This window comes from Mycobacterium heidelbergense (genome assembly GCF_050205645.1).
In the GTDB taxonomy this organism is placed as follows: Bacteria; Actinomycetota; Actinomycetes; order Mycobacteriales; family Mycobacteriaceae; genus Mycobacterium; species Mycobacterium heidelbergense_A.
The window spans coordinates 140,895-157,326 of sequence record NZ_JBNMQT010000001.1 but is presented as its reverse complement, the minus strand read 5'-3'; the positions used below and the strand labels follow the sequence as shown (position 1 = coordinate 157,326).

General features: G+C 62.2%; 11 protein-coding genes. 7 read left to right on the top strand and 4 right to left on the bottom strand.

Annotated features, from left to right (window positions below):
• The first annotated feature begins 19 nt into the window (after positions 1–19).
• Positions 20–775: a TylF/MycF/NovP-related O-methyltransferase gene (locus ACQI5H_RS00730; RefSeq protein ID WP_427077522.1), complete on the top strand. Its 756-nt coding sequence runs from the start codon at positions 20–22 to the stop codon at positions 773–775.
• Positions 776–900: 125 nt separating this feature from the next.
• Positions 901–1,692, top strand: a complete 792-nt coding sequence (locus ACQI5H_RS00725; protein WP_427077521.1) for a cephalosporin hydroxylase family protein — start codon at positions 901–903, stop codon at positions 1,690–1,692.
• Between the two features lie 9 nt (positions 1,693–1,701).
• Here the strand turns inward: ACQI5H_RS00725 and ACQI5H_RS00720 are convergent, their stop codons facing one another.
• Together ACQI5H_RS00720 and ACQI5H_RS00715 are read right to left on the bottom strand one after the other, a co-directional pair.
• Positions 1,702–2,388, bottom strand: coding sequence for a class I SAM-dependent methyltransferase (locus tag ACQI5H_RS00720; protein WP_427077520.1), 687 nt, complete (start codon positions 2,386–2,388; stop codon positions 1,702–1,704).
• 531 nt (positions 2,389–2,919) lie between these two features.
• Positions 2,920–4,191, bottom strand: coding sequence for a glycosyltransferase (locus tag ACQI5H_RS00715; protein WP_427077519.1), 1,272 nt, complete (start codon positions 4,189–4,191; stop codon positions 2,920–2,922).
• 517 nt (positions 4,192–4,708) lie between these two features.
• Here ACQI5H_RS00715 and ACQI5H_RS00710 point away from each other — a divergent pair.
• Together ACQI5H_RS00710 and ACQI5H_RS00705 are read left to right on the top strand one after the other, a co-directional pair.
• Entirely contained in the window at positions 4,709–6,145 is a 1,437-nt protein-coding gene (locus ACQI5H_RS00710) for a hypothetical protein (protein WP_427077653.1), read from the top strand.
• Positions 6,146–6,353: 208 nt separating this feature from the next.
• Positions 6,354–7,859 (top strand): MFS transporter, encoded by a 1,506-nt coding sequence (locus tag ACQI5H_RS00705; protein WP_427077518.1) that lies wholly within the window; start codon positions 6,354–6,356, stop codon positions 7,857–7,859.
• A gap of 86 nt (positions 7,860–7,945) precedes the next feature.
• On the opposite strand, the gene ACQI5H_RS00700 is transcribed toward ACQI5H_RS00705, so the two are convergent.
• Complete coding sequence (locus tag ACQI5H_RS00700; RefSeq protein ID WP_427077517.1) at positions 7,946–8,173, bottom strand: MbtH family protein; 228 nt, start codon at positions 8,171–8,173, stop codon at positions 7,946–7,948.
• 648 nt (positions 8,174–8,821) lie between these two features.
• On the opposite strand from ACQI5H_RS00700, the gene ACQI5H_RS00695 reads away from it, so the two are divergent.
• From ACQI5H_RS00695 to ACQI5H_RS00685, 3 genes are read left to right on the top strand one after another with little or no spacing between them, the layout of a single operon-like run.
• Positions 8,822–9,241, top strand: coding sequence for an MmpS family protein (locus ACQI5H_RS00695; protein ID WP_076247308.1), 420 nt, complete (start codon positions 8,822–8,824; stop codon positions 9,239–9,241).
• Entirely contained in the window at positions 9,238–12,123 is a 2,886-nt protein-coding gene (locus ACQI5H_RS00690) for an RND family transporter (protein ID WP_427077516.1), read from the top strand. Before ACQI5H_RS00695 ends, ACQI5H_RS00690 begins: the two co-directional genes overlap by 4 nt.
• A 24-nt stretch (positions 12,124–12,147) precedes the next feature.
• Complete coding sequence (locus ACQI5H_RS00685) at positions 12,148–15,066, top strand: RND family transporter (RefSeq protein ID WP_427077515.1); 2,919 nt, start codon at positions 12,148–12,150, stop codon at positions 15,064–15,066.
• Between the two features lie 18 nt (positions 15,067–15,084).
• Here ACQI5H_RS00685 and ACQI5H_RS00680 read toward each other — a convergent pair whose 3' ends face one another.
• Positions 15,085–16,371, bottom strand: a complete 1,287-nt coding sequence (locus ACQI5H_RS00680) for a serine hydrolase domain-containing protein (RefSeq protein WP_427077514.1) — start codon at positions 16,369–16,371, stop codon at positions 15,085–15,087.
• Positions 16,372–16,432 lie beyond the last annotated feature (61 nt).

The window sequence follows — 16,432 nt, the reverse complement described above, 5'->3', positions numbered from 1 at the left end:
GATGGATAACCGCTTTTCGATGCTCGACGCGCGCACGCAAACTTCGGCGGACGAGCAATACGCCAACAGTGTCCAGGAATTCTTCGCCGCGGGCGAAGGCGACACACTCGCCAAGCTGAAGAACTTCACGAAGTTCGTTCCACGGCAGACGCTGGCGACGTTCCTGGCCAAGAACGAAATCTTCCAGCAAATCGTGGACGTCCATGGCCACATCGTCGAGTGTGGTGTGTTCATGGGGGGCGGCTTGATGACCTGGGCGCAGCTCTCGGCGATCTACGAGCCCTACAATCACACCCGACGAATCGTGGGGTTCGACACCTTCGCCGGTTTTCCCAGCGTCGCGGACCAAGACGCGACGGCCGCGGACGCAAGTCTGTCCTTCGCCAAGGTCGGCGGCTTGGCGGTTCAGGGCATCGAAGACGACATTCGCCATGCTGTGTCGATCTACGATCTGAACCGTCCGCTCGGGCACATCGAGCGGGTGCAACTCGTGAAGGGTGACGCCCAAGAAACGATCCCCGCCTATCTCGAAGACAACAAGCACACCGTGGTGGCGCTTCTCTACCTCGACTTCGACCTATTCGAACCGACCCTGGCGGCGCTCAAGACATTTCTGCCAAGAATGCCGAAAGGGTCCGTTCTCGCCTTCGACGAGCTCAACCAGAAATACTGGCCCGGCGAGACCCTCGCCGTGCTGGAATCGGTCGGAATACGGAATCTTCGTATCCGGCGATTTCCGTTTACGCCACAAATCTCCTACGCGGTGCTGGACTGACGTGAATGCTCGTCCTGCAACGGATCTCGGCTGTGTCGCCGAGCAGATCGCTTGCCCGCTGATCGATGCGCAGCGGAGCAATATCGAACCTCGAGCAGCCACCAGATCGCATCACACTAGGAGGAATGTACGTGGCCGAACGACCGCAGACAGACCATCAGCAGAGCGTGATCGAGAACGTGGAAGCTCTCGCCAAAGATCGCGAGCTCGCTCACCTGTCCTTCGAATGGATCGATCGAAGCTCGATCAGTCGCTACTCGTACAACTTCGAGTGGCTCGGTCGGCCAATCATCCAATATCCGCAAGACATCGTCTGTCTGCAGGAGTTGATTTGGACGATCAAGCCCAGCGTGATCGTCGAGACAGGAATCGCGCATGGGGGTTCATTGATCTTTAGCGCTTCCATGCTTGCGCTGCTGGACTTGTGTGACGCCGTCACCAACGGCACTCCCCTTGATGCTCACGCTCCGAGCCGGCGCGTCATCGGCGTCGACATCGAGATACGCTCCCACAATCGTGCGGCGATCGAGGCCCATCCACTGTCTCGTTACATAACGATGATTGAAGGGTCGAGCATTGAGCCGAAAACGATTCAGCAGGTTCACAATCTGGCGTGCGGCAGCGACGCTACGCTCGTCTGCCTCGACAGCAACCACACGCATGAGCATGTTCTCGCCGAATTATCGGCCTATGCATCTCTAGTGACGCCGAACAGCTATTGCGTGGTGTTCGACACCCTCATCGAGGATATGGGCGGCGACAGGTTCCCCGACCGGCCGTGGGGTCGAGGCAACAATCCGAAGACGGCGGTCTGGGAGTTTCTAAAGTCACACTCCGAGTTCGAGATTGACCGCACGATCCCGCACAAGTTGCAGATCACCGTGGCGCCCGATGGATATCTGCGCCGCGTGCGCTGAGGCAAGTACTCAGGATCGATAGATGCTTCGCGCCAGCTCCCGGGTGGCACGGCGCACGACGACAACAGAATCGTAGACCTCGATACTGCCCAACATCGGCGTGATTGCCGGCACCGAAACTTCCCCTAGTCGGTCTGGGTGACCAACCCGGAAGTTGGTTTCACCGTTGGTGACCTGGTAATGGCCATGCATAGCGTCGATCAACGACCTGACGAAATCGATGAACGAAACGCGGCTGTCACGATAGAACTTCCAATAGTCGCAATCAACGTCTTCAACCATGTAAACGCCACTGTCGCTCAACGCATTCGCGAACAGGCGGCGGAAGGAATCAATCATATGAGAGCTCGTATGACTCCCAGCATCACGAATGACGTCGAACGGGCCGAACTCCTCTGCCACCGCACTCAGAAAAGAAACGCCCTGCTCACCAGCGAAGCGGACGTGAATGCCTCCTGAATCAGCGATTTTCAACAAGTTTGAGTTGATGTCAACGCCAACGATGACCGAGTCGGGGTGGAGGTACTGCTGCCACATCTGTAACGAGTCCCGATAGAAGTCGCCAATCTCGAGCATCCGGATCGGACGCGTTCGGTCGATTACAGACTCGTAGATCGGCAAGTAGTGCACCAACTTATGGACCCGCGGAGCGCGGTTGAATGCCTCAGCCATCTCACCGTGAAGCTCGGTGTCCACAGCCGACCAGGTAGTCATTGCAGCGAGCTCTGGCCCCAGCGCTCTTAACATTCTGCGCCGGCCCCTATAGGGATGGCGGGGATACCGCCGAGCGATATGGGAAACCAGCACCCGGACCAGCTCCCGCAATCTGGGACCCATCAGCCACAGCCGCATGACATCTCTGACTCCGATGACTGACACGTTGGCGGGGAGACGGTTGCGGATTCGCGGCCCTAATGAATCACTCATACCAATTGCATTGTAGGGGTTTCCGGTTCCTCGACCGCGGCATTGGCCGCAGACGGTGCGTCGCCAGGCGCAGGTGGGCCCGACCATGCCGCGATGTGTGTCAGCCGACAAGGCCGGGGGTGTGAGATGATGGCCGCTCAACGTGCGTAGACCCGGGCATGGCGGTGTCACGCCGGACCGTGCATCGTTATGCCACAACTGAATTCGGGTTGGGGCAGCGGCAGACCCCAGTGGGCCTCGCGGCTGATTTTATAATCCGTTGCAATATAGGAACTTTCGCTAACTCAAATCGGTGTCCGATCAGCCAACGCGCCGCAAGCGCGCGAAATTCTCCATGAGATCGGCGGTGACTGTGACGCTTTCGGCGGGCTTGCTCATCCGGCTGGCGATCTCGCGGGCCCGAGTGAGGTATTGCGGGGCGAGGATGGTCCGCAAGTCCGCGACCAGCGTTTCTCGGGTAGTGCGCGAGAAGCGCCGCGCGGTGCCCACCTTCAATCGTTTGACCCGAGCTCCCCAGATCGCCTGATCAGGCCCCGTCCAGAGGGCCAGCAGCGGGACCCCGGCGCGCAGGGTGGCGGCTGTGGTGCCAGTGCCGCCGTGGTGCACGACTGCGCGGCATGCCGGGAAGGCCGCGGCGTAATTAGTCGCGGCCACAACCTTCACGTGCTCGAAATGGGGAACGTGGCTGAAGTCGGTCCAGCCGGCACAAACCAAGGCCCGCTCGCCTAACTCCGCACACGCTGCGCTGATCATGGCGAGCGTTTCTGCGGGAGATTCGACATGTGTGCTGCCGAACCCGAAGAAAATCGGCGGTGTCCCCGCGGCAATCCACGACGCGACCTCGTCGTCGGTGTCCGTTGTCAAGTCCATGGTCAACGCGCCGACGAAGGGTCGCTGGCCATTGTGTTTCGCCCATTCGGACGCCAGCCCGGGGAACCAAAACTCGTCGTAAGCCTGTATTTCCAGGGATCCGCGTTCGGCGATCCGTCGCGGCAAGGGGACTCGCGCTTTGGATAATCCGAGTTCGCGACGCTGTGCGTCTACGAGCTTTTTGCCCCAGCGCCAACCCAGCCACTCGAACACGGTCATTGCAGAGCGGATCAGTGGCGCGGGCAGGAAGGACAGGAGCTGGCCGTTGGCCCGCACCGGGAAGTAATGCAGCGTGGCCAGCGGAATGCTGTAGTACTCCGCGACGTTGGCAGCGACGTCCTCGAATCCCGGGCCAGTTATCAATAGGTCGGCGCCGTCCGCCAGCGACACTAGCGTCTTGCCCATTTCCACCCAGTGCTGTGCACCGAGTTCCAGCACTTCGCGCCACAACCTGATGTGGCTCCGGATCCTCCAGAATTTGAGTGGCAAAAACGTCGCTGCGTTGCGCTGCGCTTCCAGAACTGTGCCCCGAGTGTCCGGCCCGTAGGCGACTGCCGCAAGCTCAGCCGACTCGACGAAGCCGACGGCGTCGGGCGCGACGGCCATGCGTACTTCGTGCCCGCGATGCACCAGTTCGCGGCCGACCGCGATGGCCGGCTCGACATCGCCGCGAGTTCCGTAGCTTGCCAGCACAAATTTCATCGCGTGATCTTCGCCTTCCCCCGTGCGCGTTCTGCGAAATTAAGGCGGCGGCCTTCCCTCCGATACGTCAGCCGCTCGGCAGTATAACCCCGATGCCCGCGCTCTCTCGCTGAAATTGCGAAGTTTTTGGGCAAGCGTCCGGATGCCGTTGTCTTCAAGGCAATTTGGCTAGCAAGGGCGAAACGCAAGCGTGTCGCAAGTTTCGCGTCAGGGCCGTTTCCGGGCAGTATCGCGTTCGTGTCGATACCTCCTATACAGCATTTTGTTGGCCCCTCCGGCCTTATCGGGACATGTAAGGACCCGACGGACGCTTTGGCGCTGAAATCGATGCCGGTGCTTGGTCAATGCCCTCAGCTATGTGTTAGTAGCTACCATTCGTCGGCTGCTCCACACAGCAAAGTGGTGTCGTCGATGCGATCACAACCGTCGGCTATTCTCAGCTGATGAATTGGTTCGGCCCCACCAGAGCCCTTCCTTACGGCGCAGTGTCGCCCACCGTGTCGGCAAAGGCTCAGTAGTGCCGACACGGATACGGCGCCGTGGACGAGCATCCTCCGGGGGGCGCACATCCAAAGGCGGTGCGCGACTGGACAATCGGCTCGCGATCATGGACCACGCCTTGTTTGCGCAACATCGCGCTATTGGCCGGCAGGTGGTCGTACAGGTCGTGTGGGTTTATGAGCACGCGATCGACCTCGATGGGGTCAGGCACTTCAACCGCGTTCTCGCCGACGGGCTGTTGGGCCGGCATATCGAGCGTTCCCCGCTCTTCGCCCGTCATCGGTGGGTCTCAGATCGGGGACCCGCGGACATCGACATCGCCCCGGGCGCGCTCCCGCGCGAGGAACTCAGCGATTGGGCCGACGAACGCTCACAGCTGCCGATCGATTTGGAACGGGGACCCGGCTGGCATATCGGTGTCCTTCCACTCACGGACGGGTCCACCGCCGTCAGCCTGGTGACCTCGCACTACCTGATCGACGGCTTCGGGCTCGCGCTTACGATCGCCGAAGCGGTCCTGGAGCGATCGCGCGATCTTGGCTACCCGCCCCCACGCTCACGCACCCGACCGCGCGCGATGGCGCAGGACATCCGCCAGATAGCGCGCGACATGCCCGAGGCTGCGCGAGCACTTGCCTCGGCGACGAGACTGGCCCGGCGCCAGCGGCGCAAGGCTGCGGAGTCACCAGCGCCGCGACCGGTCGCCCTCCCCGGAGGCATCGACGACGAGACTGTCGTCGTCCCGGTCATCACGGCCCACATCGACGTGGATGAATGGGACGCCCGCGCGAAAGCTCTTGGCGGAACCAGCGAGACGCTGCTCGCCGGGTTTGCCGCGAAACTCGGACAGCTGCTTGGGCGCCAACGTGCCACTGACGGCGCGGTCACCTTATTACTACCTATGAGCGAACGCACCGAGAGCGATACGCGCGCGCTCGCCGTGTCGTATGCGCGCGTTAGCGTCGACCCGACACCGGTAACGACCGACCTGCGTGACGCTCGCGCCGGCATCAAGCAGGCGCTGGCGACCCTGCGAGACGCGCCGGACGAGGACGAGCGGCAGCTCGCTTGGCTGGCCCCGTTCACGCCGAAGCGAGCATTGAAACGGCTCGCCGACGCGGCGCTCAATGACCCGGACCTCCCTGTGTTTTGTTCCAACCTGCGCGACTTGGGCGTCGTAGTGTTTGTCCTCGCCCGCACCGAGGGCGAGTACGCAACCCTCTGCGCTCACCTCTATCCGCTGCACCTCATCCGTGTGATTGCACAAGGCGTGACGCGGCAGTGGCTTGACCGCGCGGGCGGCCAATTGACCGTGCAGTCCTGGCGCATCGGCGACAAGGTTGGCATCACCATCGAGGCCTATCAACCGGGCGGCGATAACACCAAGCCAGCTGTGCGTGAGCTCGTTGCCCGCGCACTGGCGGAGTTCGACCTGACCGCCGACATCGACTAACGAGTCGTCTCCGCGCGTCGGACTGGAACGCGCTGATCGCGAACGCGCATGTAGGCGTTTAAGACTGGGGCTCACCTGATGGAGGAGCTGCCTATCTGGTCGTTCTACGGTTAACGATTCGTGAGTGCTGTAGCGTCCGCTATGACGGCTCCAACAGTGCAGCGCTGAGAATCCGCGAGATGACAGAACGGGTGGAATGAGCGACCCCATGCCCATCGAATCGACCACGCAAGGCCGTGCGAGCAGCGAGTCGGAGACCATGCCGTCGCGCCGGTTTATCGCCGCAATCGTCGCCCTGGGCGGCATGCAGCTGATGTCGATGATGAACGGCACCATCATGATTGCGGCGCTTCCGAAGATCCAGAATGAGCTCAACCTGTCCGATGCTGAGCGAAGCTGGGTGCTCACCGCCTATGTCCTGTCCTTTGGCGGCTTGATGCTGGTGGGCGGTCGCATCGGTGACACCATCGGACGCAAGCGGGCCTTCATCGCTGGGGTCGCGCTGTTCACGGTCACCTCCGCGGTGTGCGGCATCGCTCGCAACGGGGACACTCTCATCGCGGCCCGGCTGGTGCAGGGTGTGGCCGGCGCGACCATCGCGCCGACCATTATGGCGCTGGTTGCGACCACGTTCCCCAAAGGGCCGACACGCAACACCGCGATGGCGGTGCTGGGCGCGGTGGGCAGTGTCAGCTCAGTGCTCAGCCTGGTAGTGGGCGGCGCACTCGCCGATTTCGCGTGGCGACTCGTGTTTGTGTTGAACGTGGCGATCGGGGTGCTGGTGATTTATCTGGCTCGTACCGCGCTGCGAGAAACCCAGTTGGAGCGGATGAAGCTCGACGTCACCGGGGCGGGCCTGGCCACGCTGACCTGTATCGCCGCCGTGGTCGCCTTTTCAATGGGCCCGGAGAAGGGCTGGCTGTCGGCCCCGACGATCGGTGCGGGTGTGCTGGCACTGGGTGCTTTCGTGGCGTTCATCGTGGTGGAGCGCGGCGCCGCGAACCCCATCGTGCCATTTGACTTGTTCTTCGACCGCAATCGGCTGGCCACCTTCGCCACCATCTTCCTCGCCGGCGGGGTGCTGTTCAGCGTGAGCGTGCTGGTCACCCTGTATGCGCTGAACATCATGGGCTACAGCGCACTGCGCGCCGGCATCGGCTTTATCCCCTTCGCCCTCGCCGTCGGCGTGGGTGTCGGCGTGTCGTCAAAACTGGTGACGCGGTTCCCGCCGCGGGTACTGGTGGTCGCCGGCGGGGTCCTGCTAGTGGGGGCGATGCTGTACAGCACGACGCTGCACCGCGGCATCCCGTACTTCCCGAATCTGGTGATCCCGCTCATCGTGGGCGGCATCGGCATTGGCCTGGCCAACGTCCCGCTGGGCCTGTCCGTAATCGCCGGCGTCGGGTCAGACCGGATCGGGCCCACGTCCGCGATCTCGCTCATGCTGATGGTCCTTGGCGGCCCGGTGCTGCTGGCCGTCATCCAGGCCGCTGTCACGTCACGCACACTGGCGCTAGGCGGCACGACCGGGCCGGTCAAGCTGATGAACCCCGCCCAGCTGCATGCGTTGGATCAGGGCTACACGTATGGCCTGCTATGGCTGGCCGGAGTCAGTGTCCTCGTCGGCGCCGTGGCGCTGTTCATCGGCTACACCGCCCAGCAGGTGGCGCAGGCGCAGGAAGCCAAGAAAGCCATCGACGCCGAACAACCGTAGCCGATCCTCAACCCAACACCACCCAGATACGCCGGGCACCTTTGGCTCGCCAAGTTCTCGTGCGACGGCGAATCCTCCTGCGGCCCTTACTCGTCAGGCCCGCTCGCCGCCAGCCTGTCGCGCAGGCTCTTGGGCCGGATATCCGGCCAGTTCTGCTCGATGTAGTCCAGACACGCACTGCGATCGGCCTCGCCATAGACCACTCGCCAGCCGGCTGGAACATCGGCGAACGCCGGCCACAGGCTGTGTTGCTCCTCGTCGTTGACCAAGACGAAGAAAGTGCCACTCTCGTCGTCGAACGGATTGACGCTCATCGCGTGGTTCTCCACCCCTCTAGCCGACATCGATACACGCTTGGAAAACCATACCTGGTGGTCGACCGGGCCTGTCCCCGGTTTCGGACAAAGTTCCTGTCATGACCTCAACATGCCGCCGACGTCGGTTGCTGTTACCTGCGAGCAACCAGGTCAACGCCACCGATACACATGACGTGATTTGCGGGCGACGTGCAGGGTCGGTCGAGTGCCGTCGCGAATATGGTGTGCATTACGATCCAATATCGCGTTGAGAACGAGCCGAGATGGGGGCCTGCCCGCATGGTTTACTCGTCAGGATCGGGTTGCGCTTCCCGAGTTGCTGCACGTTTGAGGTGACCGCCGCACGGTTAGCCTGCGACGACAACCACATTCGATGTACGGTCAACGAGGTGTCGCGGTCGGTCTTGAGTTGCATGCTCGGCGGATTAGAGCGCCGAGCATGAAAACTGGTGGGAGGTTGATGCGGTGGAACGCGGTGTGCAGGGCATTGCGCCAGCGCGGTCCGATCTCGCTGACCCCGGGCCCCCGGACGCTAGCGACCCATTCGGCCGCTCATCCGCTAACTGGGGAGGCGCGCACCGGCCTCCAGCGCTAGGTGCATCTCAAGGGAGTCGTCGCGATCGGGGGTTTTCGATTTTCAGTGTCATGAGGCGTCTGTGGGTTCCGCTGGTCATCCTCGCGGTGGTTCTTGCCGGAGGCTTCACCGTCTCGCGGTTACACGGCATCTTCGGGAATGAAAAACGACTCTCTTATTCCGACACCCGGGTCGACAACGCCAAGCCCTTCAACCCCAAGCACGTCAGGTACGAGGTCTTCGGAGCGCCTGGGACTCTGGCTGACATCAGCTATTTCGATGTCAACGGTGAACCCCAGCACATCAAGGCCGCGCCCTTGCCGTGGTCGCTGGAGTTCCCGATCAGCTCGGCAACGGCCGTCGGAAATGTCATGGCGCAGGGCGATAGTGACAGCATCGGCTGCCGCATCTTTGTCGACAATGTGATGAAGGCCGAGAAGATCACAAACGAAACAAGCGCGTTCACCTTCTGCCTGCTGAAGGCCGCATGATCGACCAAGACACGCGCAACGAGCGGTCCGCGCAGTCCCGCGCAGCGCGGATGATCCACCGATTTTCAGTGCCTGTCATTCTCATTTGGGTGGGAATCGCCGTAGTCCTCAGCGTCGCGGTCCCCTCATTGGAGAAGGTCGAGAAAGAGCATTCAGTATCGCTGAATCCCACCGATGCACCGTCATTCAAGGCGATGATCCGCGTGGGTGAGGACTTCAAGGAAACCAATTCGAACAGTGTGGCAATGATTGTGCTGGAGGGCCAGCAACCCCTCGGCGACGATGTTCATGCCTACTACGACCGCCTAATTCGTCAGCTGCAAAGCGATCCGAAACACATCCAGCACATCCAGAATTTCTGGGGCGATCCCCTAACCGCCGGCGCCGCCCAAAGCGCCGACGGCAAGGCCACATATGTGCAACTGGACCTCAGCGGCACTCCCGGCTCCACCTTGGCGAACGATTCGCTCCAAGTCGTCAAGGACGTCGTGGCACGGACGCCGACGCCGCCGGGAGTCAAGGCCTATGTCACCGGACCCGCCGCGATCGTCGCGGACATGGGCAGCAGTGGTAACCGAACGGTCATCCTCATCACGGTGGTGAGCCTGGCCGTCATCTTCACCACTCTGCTCCTCGTCTACCGCTCGATCATCACCGTCGTTCTGCTGTTGGTGATGGTCGGGATAGAACTGCAGGTGGCGCGAGGAATTGTGGCGTTCCTCGGTGACCAGGGGCTGATTGGTCTCACTACCTTCGCCGTCAACCTGCTGGTATCCCTCGGAATCGCGGCGGGTACCGACTACGGCATCTTTTTCTTCGGTCGATATCACGAGGCACGCCAGGCCGGCGAGGACCGTGTGTCGGCTTACTACACCACCTACCGCGGCGTCGCCAAGATCGTCCTAGCCTCGGGTCTGACCATCGCCGGGGCGATGTTCTGCCTCAAGTTCACCCGGCTGCCAGCCTTCCAGGCTCTGGCCGTTCCCTGTGCGCTGGGTGTACTTGTCGCGGTCGCGGTCGCACTCACGCTTGTTCCCGCGGTAATTCACGTCGGTGGCCGGTTCGGTTTGTTCGACCCCAAGCGAAGGATCTCGGAACACCGATGGCGGCGAATAGGCACGGCGATCGTCCGGTGGCCCGCGCCCATCCTGATCGCGACACTGGCGGTCGCACTCATCGGCCTGTTGACGTTGCCGGGGTACAAGCCCAGCTATAACGACATGAACTATATGCCGCAGGATATCCCGGCGGCGCTGGGACTTCAGGCGGCGCAGCGACATTTTCCTCAGTCGCGAATGATGTCGCCCGAGATCCTCATGATCGAGGCCGACCACGACCTGCGAAACTCGGCAGATGCGTTGGTATTGAACAAGTTAGCCAAGGGTGTGCTCGCGGTTCCCGGCATCTCCAGGGTGCAGAGCCTGACCCGGCCCGAGGGCACCCCGATCGCGCACACGTCGATACCGTTCATGATCAGCATGCAAGGCGCCGCGCAACAACAACTTTTGCCATACCAAAAAGAACGCATGAATGACTTGCTCGTGCAGGCCGACGAGTTGACGAAAATGATCGGCATCATGCAGCACATGTACGGTCTTATGCAACAGTTGGTCGCGACCACCCATCATATGGTCGGTGAAACGCACGACATACAGGCAATCACCGACGAGTTGCGCGACCACGTTTCGGATTTCGAAGACTTCTGGAGGCCGATCCGCAGTTATTTCTACTGGGAAAAGCACTGCTATGACATTCCGATCTGCTTTTCTCTGCGATCGGTGTTTGACACCATTGACGGTGTCGACGAGCTTAGCGACAAGCTTAAGGATCTGGTCGCGGATCTTGATCAGATAGACGTGATCATGCCCCAAATCCTCACGCAGTTCCCGCCGATGATCGAAACCATGCAGAGCATGCGGACCATGATGTTGACCATGCACAGCACCATGTCCGGGATGTTCACCGCGATGGACGAGGCGAACAATAACTCGACGGCCATGGGGAAGGCTTTCGACACCTCCAAGAACGACGATTCCTTCTACATTGCGCCCGAAACTTTCAAGAACGAAGACTTCAAACGGGTCATGAAGATATTCCTGTCGCCAGACGGGAAGGCCGCCCGCATGCTCATTACGCAACGGTCCGACCCCGCGTCACCCGAGGGCGTCGAACGGGTCGAGGCGATAAAGACTGCGGCTGAGGAGGCGCTCAAGGGCACTCCCCTGGAAGACGCCAAGATATATCTGACCGGCTCCGCCGCGATGACGAAAGACATCGTGCTCGGCTCCAAGTACGACCTCATGATCGCGGGTGTCGCAGCGGTATGCCTGATTTTCATCATCATGCTGATCATGACGCGAAGCTTCATCGCCGCGCTGATCATCGTGGGCACGGTGTTGCTGTCGCTGGGCGCATCCTTCGGGCTGTCGGTGCTGGTCTGGCAGTACTTGATCGGCATACAGATCCATTGGCTCGTGCTGATCATGGCGGTGCTGGTCCTTTTGGCGGTGGGGTCTGACTACAACCTGCTGCTGGTGGCCCGTATGCAAGAGGAATTGGGCGCCGGCATAAAGACCGGCATCATTCGAGCCATGGGGGGCACCGGAAAGGTCGTGACGAACGCCGGCCTGGTGTTCGCATTCACTATGGCGTCGATGATTGTCAGCGACCTGGTCATCATCGGTCAGATCGGTACGACGATCGGCCTGGGCCTGCTATTCGACACGCTGATCGTGCGCGCGTTCATGACGCCGTCCACCGCCGCGCTGCTGGGGCGCTGGTTCTGGTGGCCTCAACGAGTACGGCCCCGCCCCGCCAGCGCACTGCTCCGTCCGGAAGGGTCGCGCCCGCTGGTGCGCGCCCTGCTGAGACAGCCGCGGTAAGTGGCGGACTGCCCGGTTGAACGCATGAACACCGAACGCCACCAGGCTCCGTTCTTAGCGCGGATGATCCGCCGGTTTTCGATACCCATCATCCTGGCCTGGGTTGGCCTGGTTCTCCTTGTGACGCTGGCGATTCCGTCGTTGGAGCACGTCGGAGAGGAGCACTCGGTCCCGCTGAGCCCGCAGGATGCGCCGTCGGTGCTGGCGATGAAGCGCATGGGCAAGGACTTCAAGGAATCCGATTCGGACAGCTTCGCGATGGTCGTGCTGGAGGGGCAGAAGCCACTCGGTGAGGACGCACACGCCTACTACGCCAAACTGATTCGCGACTTACGCAGCGACACAAAGCATGTCGAGCACGTGCAGGACTTGTGGGGGGATCGACTCACAGCTGCGGGCGCGCAGAGCGCCGACGCCAAGGCCGCATACGCGCAGCTGAATCTGGCCGGCAATCAGGGCACGACCCTCGGACAGGAATCCGTCGCGGCGGTCCGCAATATCGTCGGGCGCACTGCCCCGCCGCCCGGTGTGGGCGTATATGTGACGGGCCCAGGAGCGCTCGTCACGGACATGCAGCACAGCGGCAATAAATCCATTCTGAAAATCACGGCGATAACCATCGCGATGATTTTTGCGATGCTGTTCCTCGTCTACCGCTCGGTCATCACGGTGGTCCTGTTGCTGGTAATGGTCGGTGTCGAGCTGGGGGCGGCGCGCGGAATCGTCGCGTTTCTGGGCCATTACGATTTTCTTTCGCTCTCGACGTTTGCCATCAACCTGCTGGTGTCCCTCGGGATCGCCGTCGGAACCGACTACGGCATCTTCTTCTTCGGCCGATATCACGAGGCACGCCAGGCCGGCGAGGATCCGGAAATGGCCTACTACACGACCTACCGCGGGGTGGCTCCCGTCGTGCTGGCCTCCGGTTTGACGATCGCCGGGGCGGTCCTGTGCCTGAGCTTCACCCGGATGCCCATCTTCCAGACCATCGGCGTGCCGTGCGCGGTGGGCATGGTCGTGGCGGTCGCCGTCGCGCTCACCCTGGTCCCGGCGGTTCTGACCGTCGGCAGCGGGTTCGGGCTGTTCGACCCCAAGCGCAGGATCGGGTTCGGTCGATGGCGCCGCGTCGGGACGGCGATCGTCCGCTGGCCGGGGCCGATTCTCATCGCGACCCTAGCGGTCGCGCTGGTCGGCCTGGTGACCCTGCCTGGCTACAAGACGAGTTACAACGACCGGCTCTACATACCCAAGGACATTCCGGCGAATATCGGGTATGCGGCCGCGGATCGGCATTTTTCGCAGTCCCGGATGATGCCCGAAATTCTGATGGTCGAATCGAATCACGACATGCGCAATCCGGCGGACTTCCTCGTGTTGCACAGGCTCGCCAAGGCGATTTTCCACGTTCCGGGCATTTCTCGGGTGCAGGCGATAACGCGGCCCGAAGGAACGCCGATCGAACACACCTCGATACCGTTCCTGCTCAGCATGCAGAATGCGAGTCAGCTGCAAAACATGCATTACATGCAGCTGCGCACCGATGACATGCTCAAGCAGGCCGACCTGATGACGCAACAAATCGCAACGATGAAGCGCTTGTACGAGTTGCAGTCGCAACTCACCGACATCACGCACCACTCGATCGTCGTGACAAAAGAGACGACCGGAATCGTGCACGAGTTGCGGGACCATGCGGCGGATTTCGAGGATTTCTTTAGACCGCTCCGAAGCTACTTCTACTGGGAAAAGCACTGCTACGACATCCCCATTTGCTGGTCGCTGCGGTCGATATTCGACACGCTCGACGGTATCGACGAGGTCAGCGACAAAATGGATGATGTTGTAAAAGACCTTGACCAGCTGGACGCGCTACTGCCCCAGCTGCTGGAGCAATTCCCCCCGCTCATCGCGATGGCGGAGGATGCGCGGGCGATGATCCTGAAGATGCACAGCACCATGGCCGGCACCCTCAACGGGATAGACGAAACGGGCGAAAATGCCACCGCGATGGGCCAGGCGTTCGACGCGTCGAAGAACGACGACACCTTCTATCTGCCTCCGGAGGTCTTCCAGAACGCGGACTTCCAGCGCGCGATGACGTCCTTCCTGTCTCCGGACGGGAAAGCGGCGCGATTCATCATTTCGCACAAGGGCGATCCGGCGACGCCGGAGGGCATCGCGCGCATCGATCAGATCAGAACGGCCGCCCAGGAGGCGCTCAAGACCACTCCCCTCGAGGACTCCAAGATCTACATCGCCGGCACCGCGTCAACCTTCAAGGACTTCCATGACGGTGCCAAGTACGACCTCTATATCGCCGGGATCGGTGCGCTCTGCCTGATATTCATCATCATGCTCATCATCACCCGAAGTTTCATCGCCGCATTGGTGATCGTGGGCACGGTCGCGGTTTCGCTGGGCGCATCTTTCGGGCTTTCGGTCCTGATCTGGCAGTACGTTCTGGGCTTCAAATTGCACTGGATGGTGCTTCCGATGTCGGTGATCGTCCTGCTCGCGGTCGGGTCTGACTACAACCTGCTGCTGGTATCCCGCATGAAAGAGGAAATACTCGGCGGCATCAACACGGGCATCGTCCGCGCGATGGGCGGCACCGGCAAGGTCGTGACAAACGCCGGCCTGGTTTTCGCCTTCACCATGGCCTCGATGGCGGTCAGCGATCTGCGCATCATCGGGCAGGTCGGTACGACCATCGGCCTGGGCTTGATGTTCGACACCCTGGTGGTGCGGTCGTTCATGACGCCGTCCATCGCCGCGCTGCTCGGGCGGTGGTTCTGGTGGCCGCAGCGGGTGCGCCCGCGCCCGGCCAGCCAGATGCTTCGGTCTCGCCCGCCGCGCCCGGTGGTGCGGGCACTGCTTGGGCCTGGGCCGAAGTTCCACGGGGACGACGCCGACACGACGCCGTTCCGCCGGCCGTCCCTCTAGTCAGTCAGTCCCGCGGCGTCAGCCGGCGACGGGCTCCGGCTCGCCGAACGGGGAACCGAATTCGGTCACCGGCCGGAAGCCGTTTCTGCGCGCCAGCGCGACGCCGCGCCGGATCAGATTCCCGAGCGTGGCCAATCCGGTGTGGTCCAGCACCAGGAAGGGCGACAGCAGCCGGTTGTGCACGAAGGAGAACGCCACCCCGCTCTGCGGGTCGGCCCAACCCAGCGAACCGCCCATCCCGACGTGGCCGAAGCCGGGCATCACGTTCCCGAACGGCACGCTGTGGTAGCCGAGGTGAAATGACAACGGCACCATAATGTTTCGGTCGCGCCGCAGGCTTCGGCGGCCGGTCAGCCCGGCTACCAACTCGCGGGAGAGGAATCGGGTGCCGTCGATCTCGCCGCCGTTGGCGATCGCGCCGTACATCCGCGCCAGGCCGCGGGCCGTGGCCACCCCGTTGGCGGCCGGCATCTCGGCGTCCAGCAGCGGAATCTCGCCTTTCACCGCGGCCGTGAGGCCGTCGAAGTACATCGAGCGGAATCCCCCGGATAGCCGGGTGCCGAGCTTGACCACCGCATAGTTGACGGCCGGAATGCCGGGCATGTTCTGCGGCGTGATGATCTCGGCGACCCGTGTCGGCGCGTCGGCGGGCGGCCGGCCCAGGTGCAGGCCGTCGGTGTCCAGCGGCTGGGCGAGCTCCTCGCGGATCAGCGCGCGCATGCCCTTGCCGGTCACCGCTCGCGCGAGCCCCGACATCAGCCAGCCGTAGGTCAGCGCGTGGTATGCCGGTTTGCCAAGAAAGCGTCCGGGGGCCGCCGCCGCCAGACGCTCCTCCATCACGAGGTGATCCAGCAAGTCTTCTCGGGTCGCGCCGCGCAACCCGGACAACCCGGCCCGGTGCCCCATCACGTCGCGCACCGTCAGGAACGACTTGCCGTTGGCGCCGAACTCCGGCCAGTACTCGGCGACCGGAGCGTCGTAATCGATCAGGCCGCGATCGGCGAGCCGGTGGATGACGGTGGACGCCATGCCCTTGGTCGCGGAAAAGACCATCGGTGCGGTATCGGCCTGCCACGGCTGCTGGCCGCGCCGGTCCGACCAGCCTGTCCACACGTCGACGACGGGCTGGCCGTCCAGATAGACCGCCAGCGCCCCGCCGCCGAATCGGCGTCCCGGGAAGGTGCTCGCGAAGCCGCGTACGGCGCAAGAAAAATTTGGGTCCGCCGTGCCGGACACACGATGCCCCGCGCCGTGGGAATCGTGGGAAGGGACCGCACGGAGATCGACCCGGGACTCCACTGTCACACTGTCAAATTTACTTGGATTTCATACTTTACGTACGGCAAACAGCGACTTAGTTGCCTTT

Bases quoted from the DNA above. Each gene is read 5' to 3' on its own strand.
- ACQI5H_RS00725 (WP_427077521.1), top strand. From the start codon at position 901: ATGTACGTGGCCGAACGACCGCAGACAGACCATCAGCAGAGCGTGATC.
- ACQI5H_RS00700 (WP_427077517.1), bottom strand. From the start codon at position 8,173: ATGAGCGTCAATCCGTTCGACGACGAGAGTGGCACTTTCTTCGTCTTG.
- ACQI5H_RS00695 (WP_076247308.1), top strand. From the start codon at position 8,822: ATGAGGCGTCTGTGGGTTCCGCTGGTCATCCTCGCGGTGGTTCTTGCC.
- ACQI5H_RS00730 (WP_427077522.1), top strand. From the start codon at position 20: ATGCTCGACGCGCGCACGCAAACTTCGGCGGACGAGCAATACGCCAAC.
- ACQI5H_RS00705 (WP_427077518.1), top strand. From the start codon at position 6,354: ATGCCCATCGAATCGACCACGCAAGGCCGTGCGAGCAGCGAGTCGGAG.
- ACQI5H_RS00690 (WP_427077516.1), top strand. From the start codon at position 9,238: ATGATCGACCAAGACACGCGCAACGAGCGGTCCGCGCAGTCCCGCGCA.
- ACQI5H_RS00715 (WP_427077519.1), bottom strand. From the start codon at position 4,191: ATGAAATTTGTGCTGGCAAGCTACGGAACTCGCGGCGATGTCGAGCCG.
- ACQI5H_RS00685 (WP_427077515.1), top strand. From the start codon at position 12,148: ATGAACACCGAACGCCACCAGGCTCCGTTCTTAGCGCGGATGATCCGC.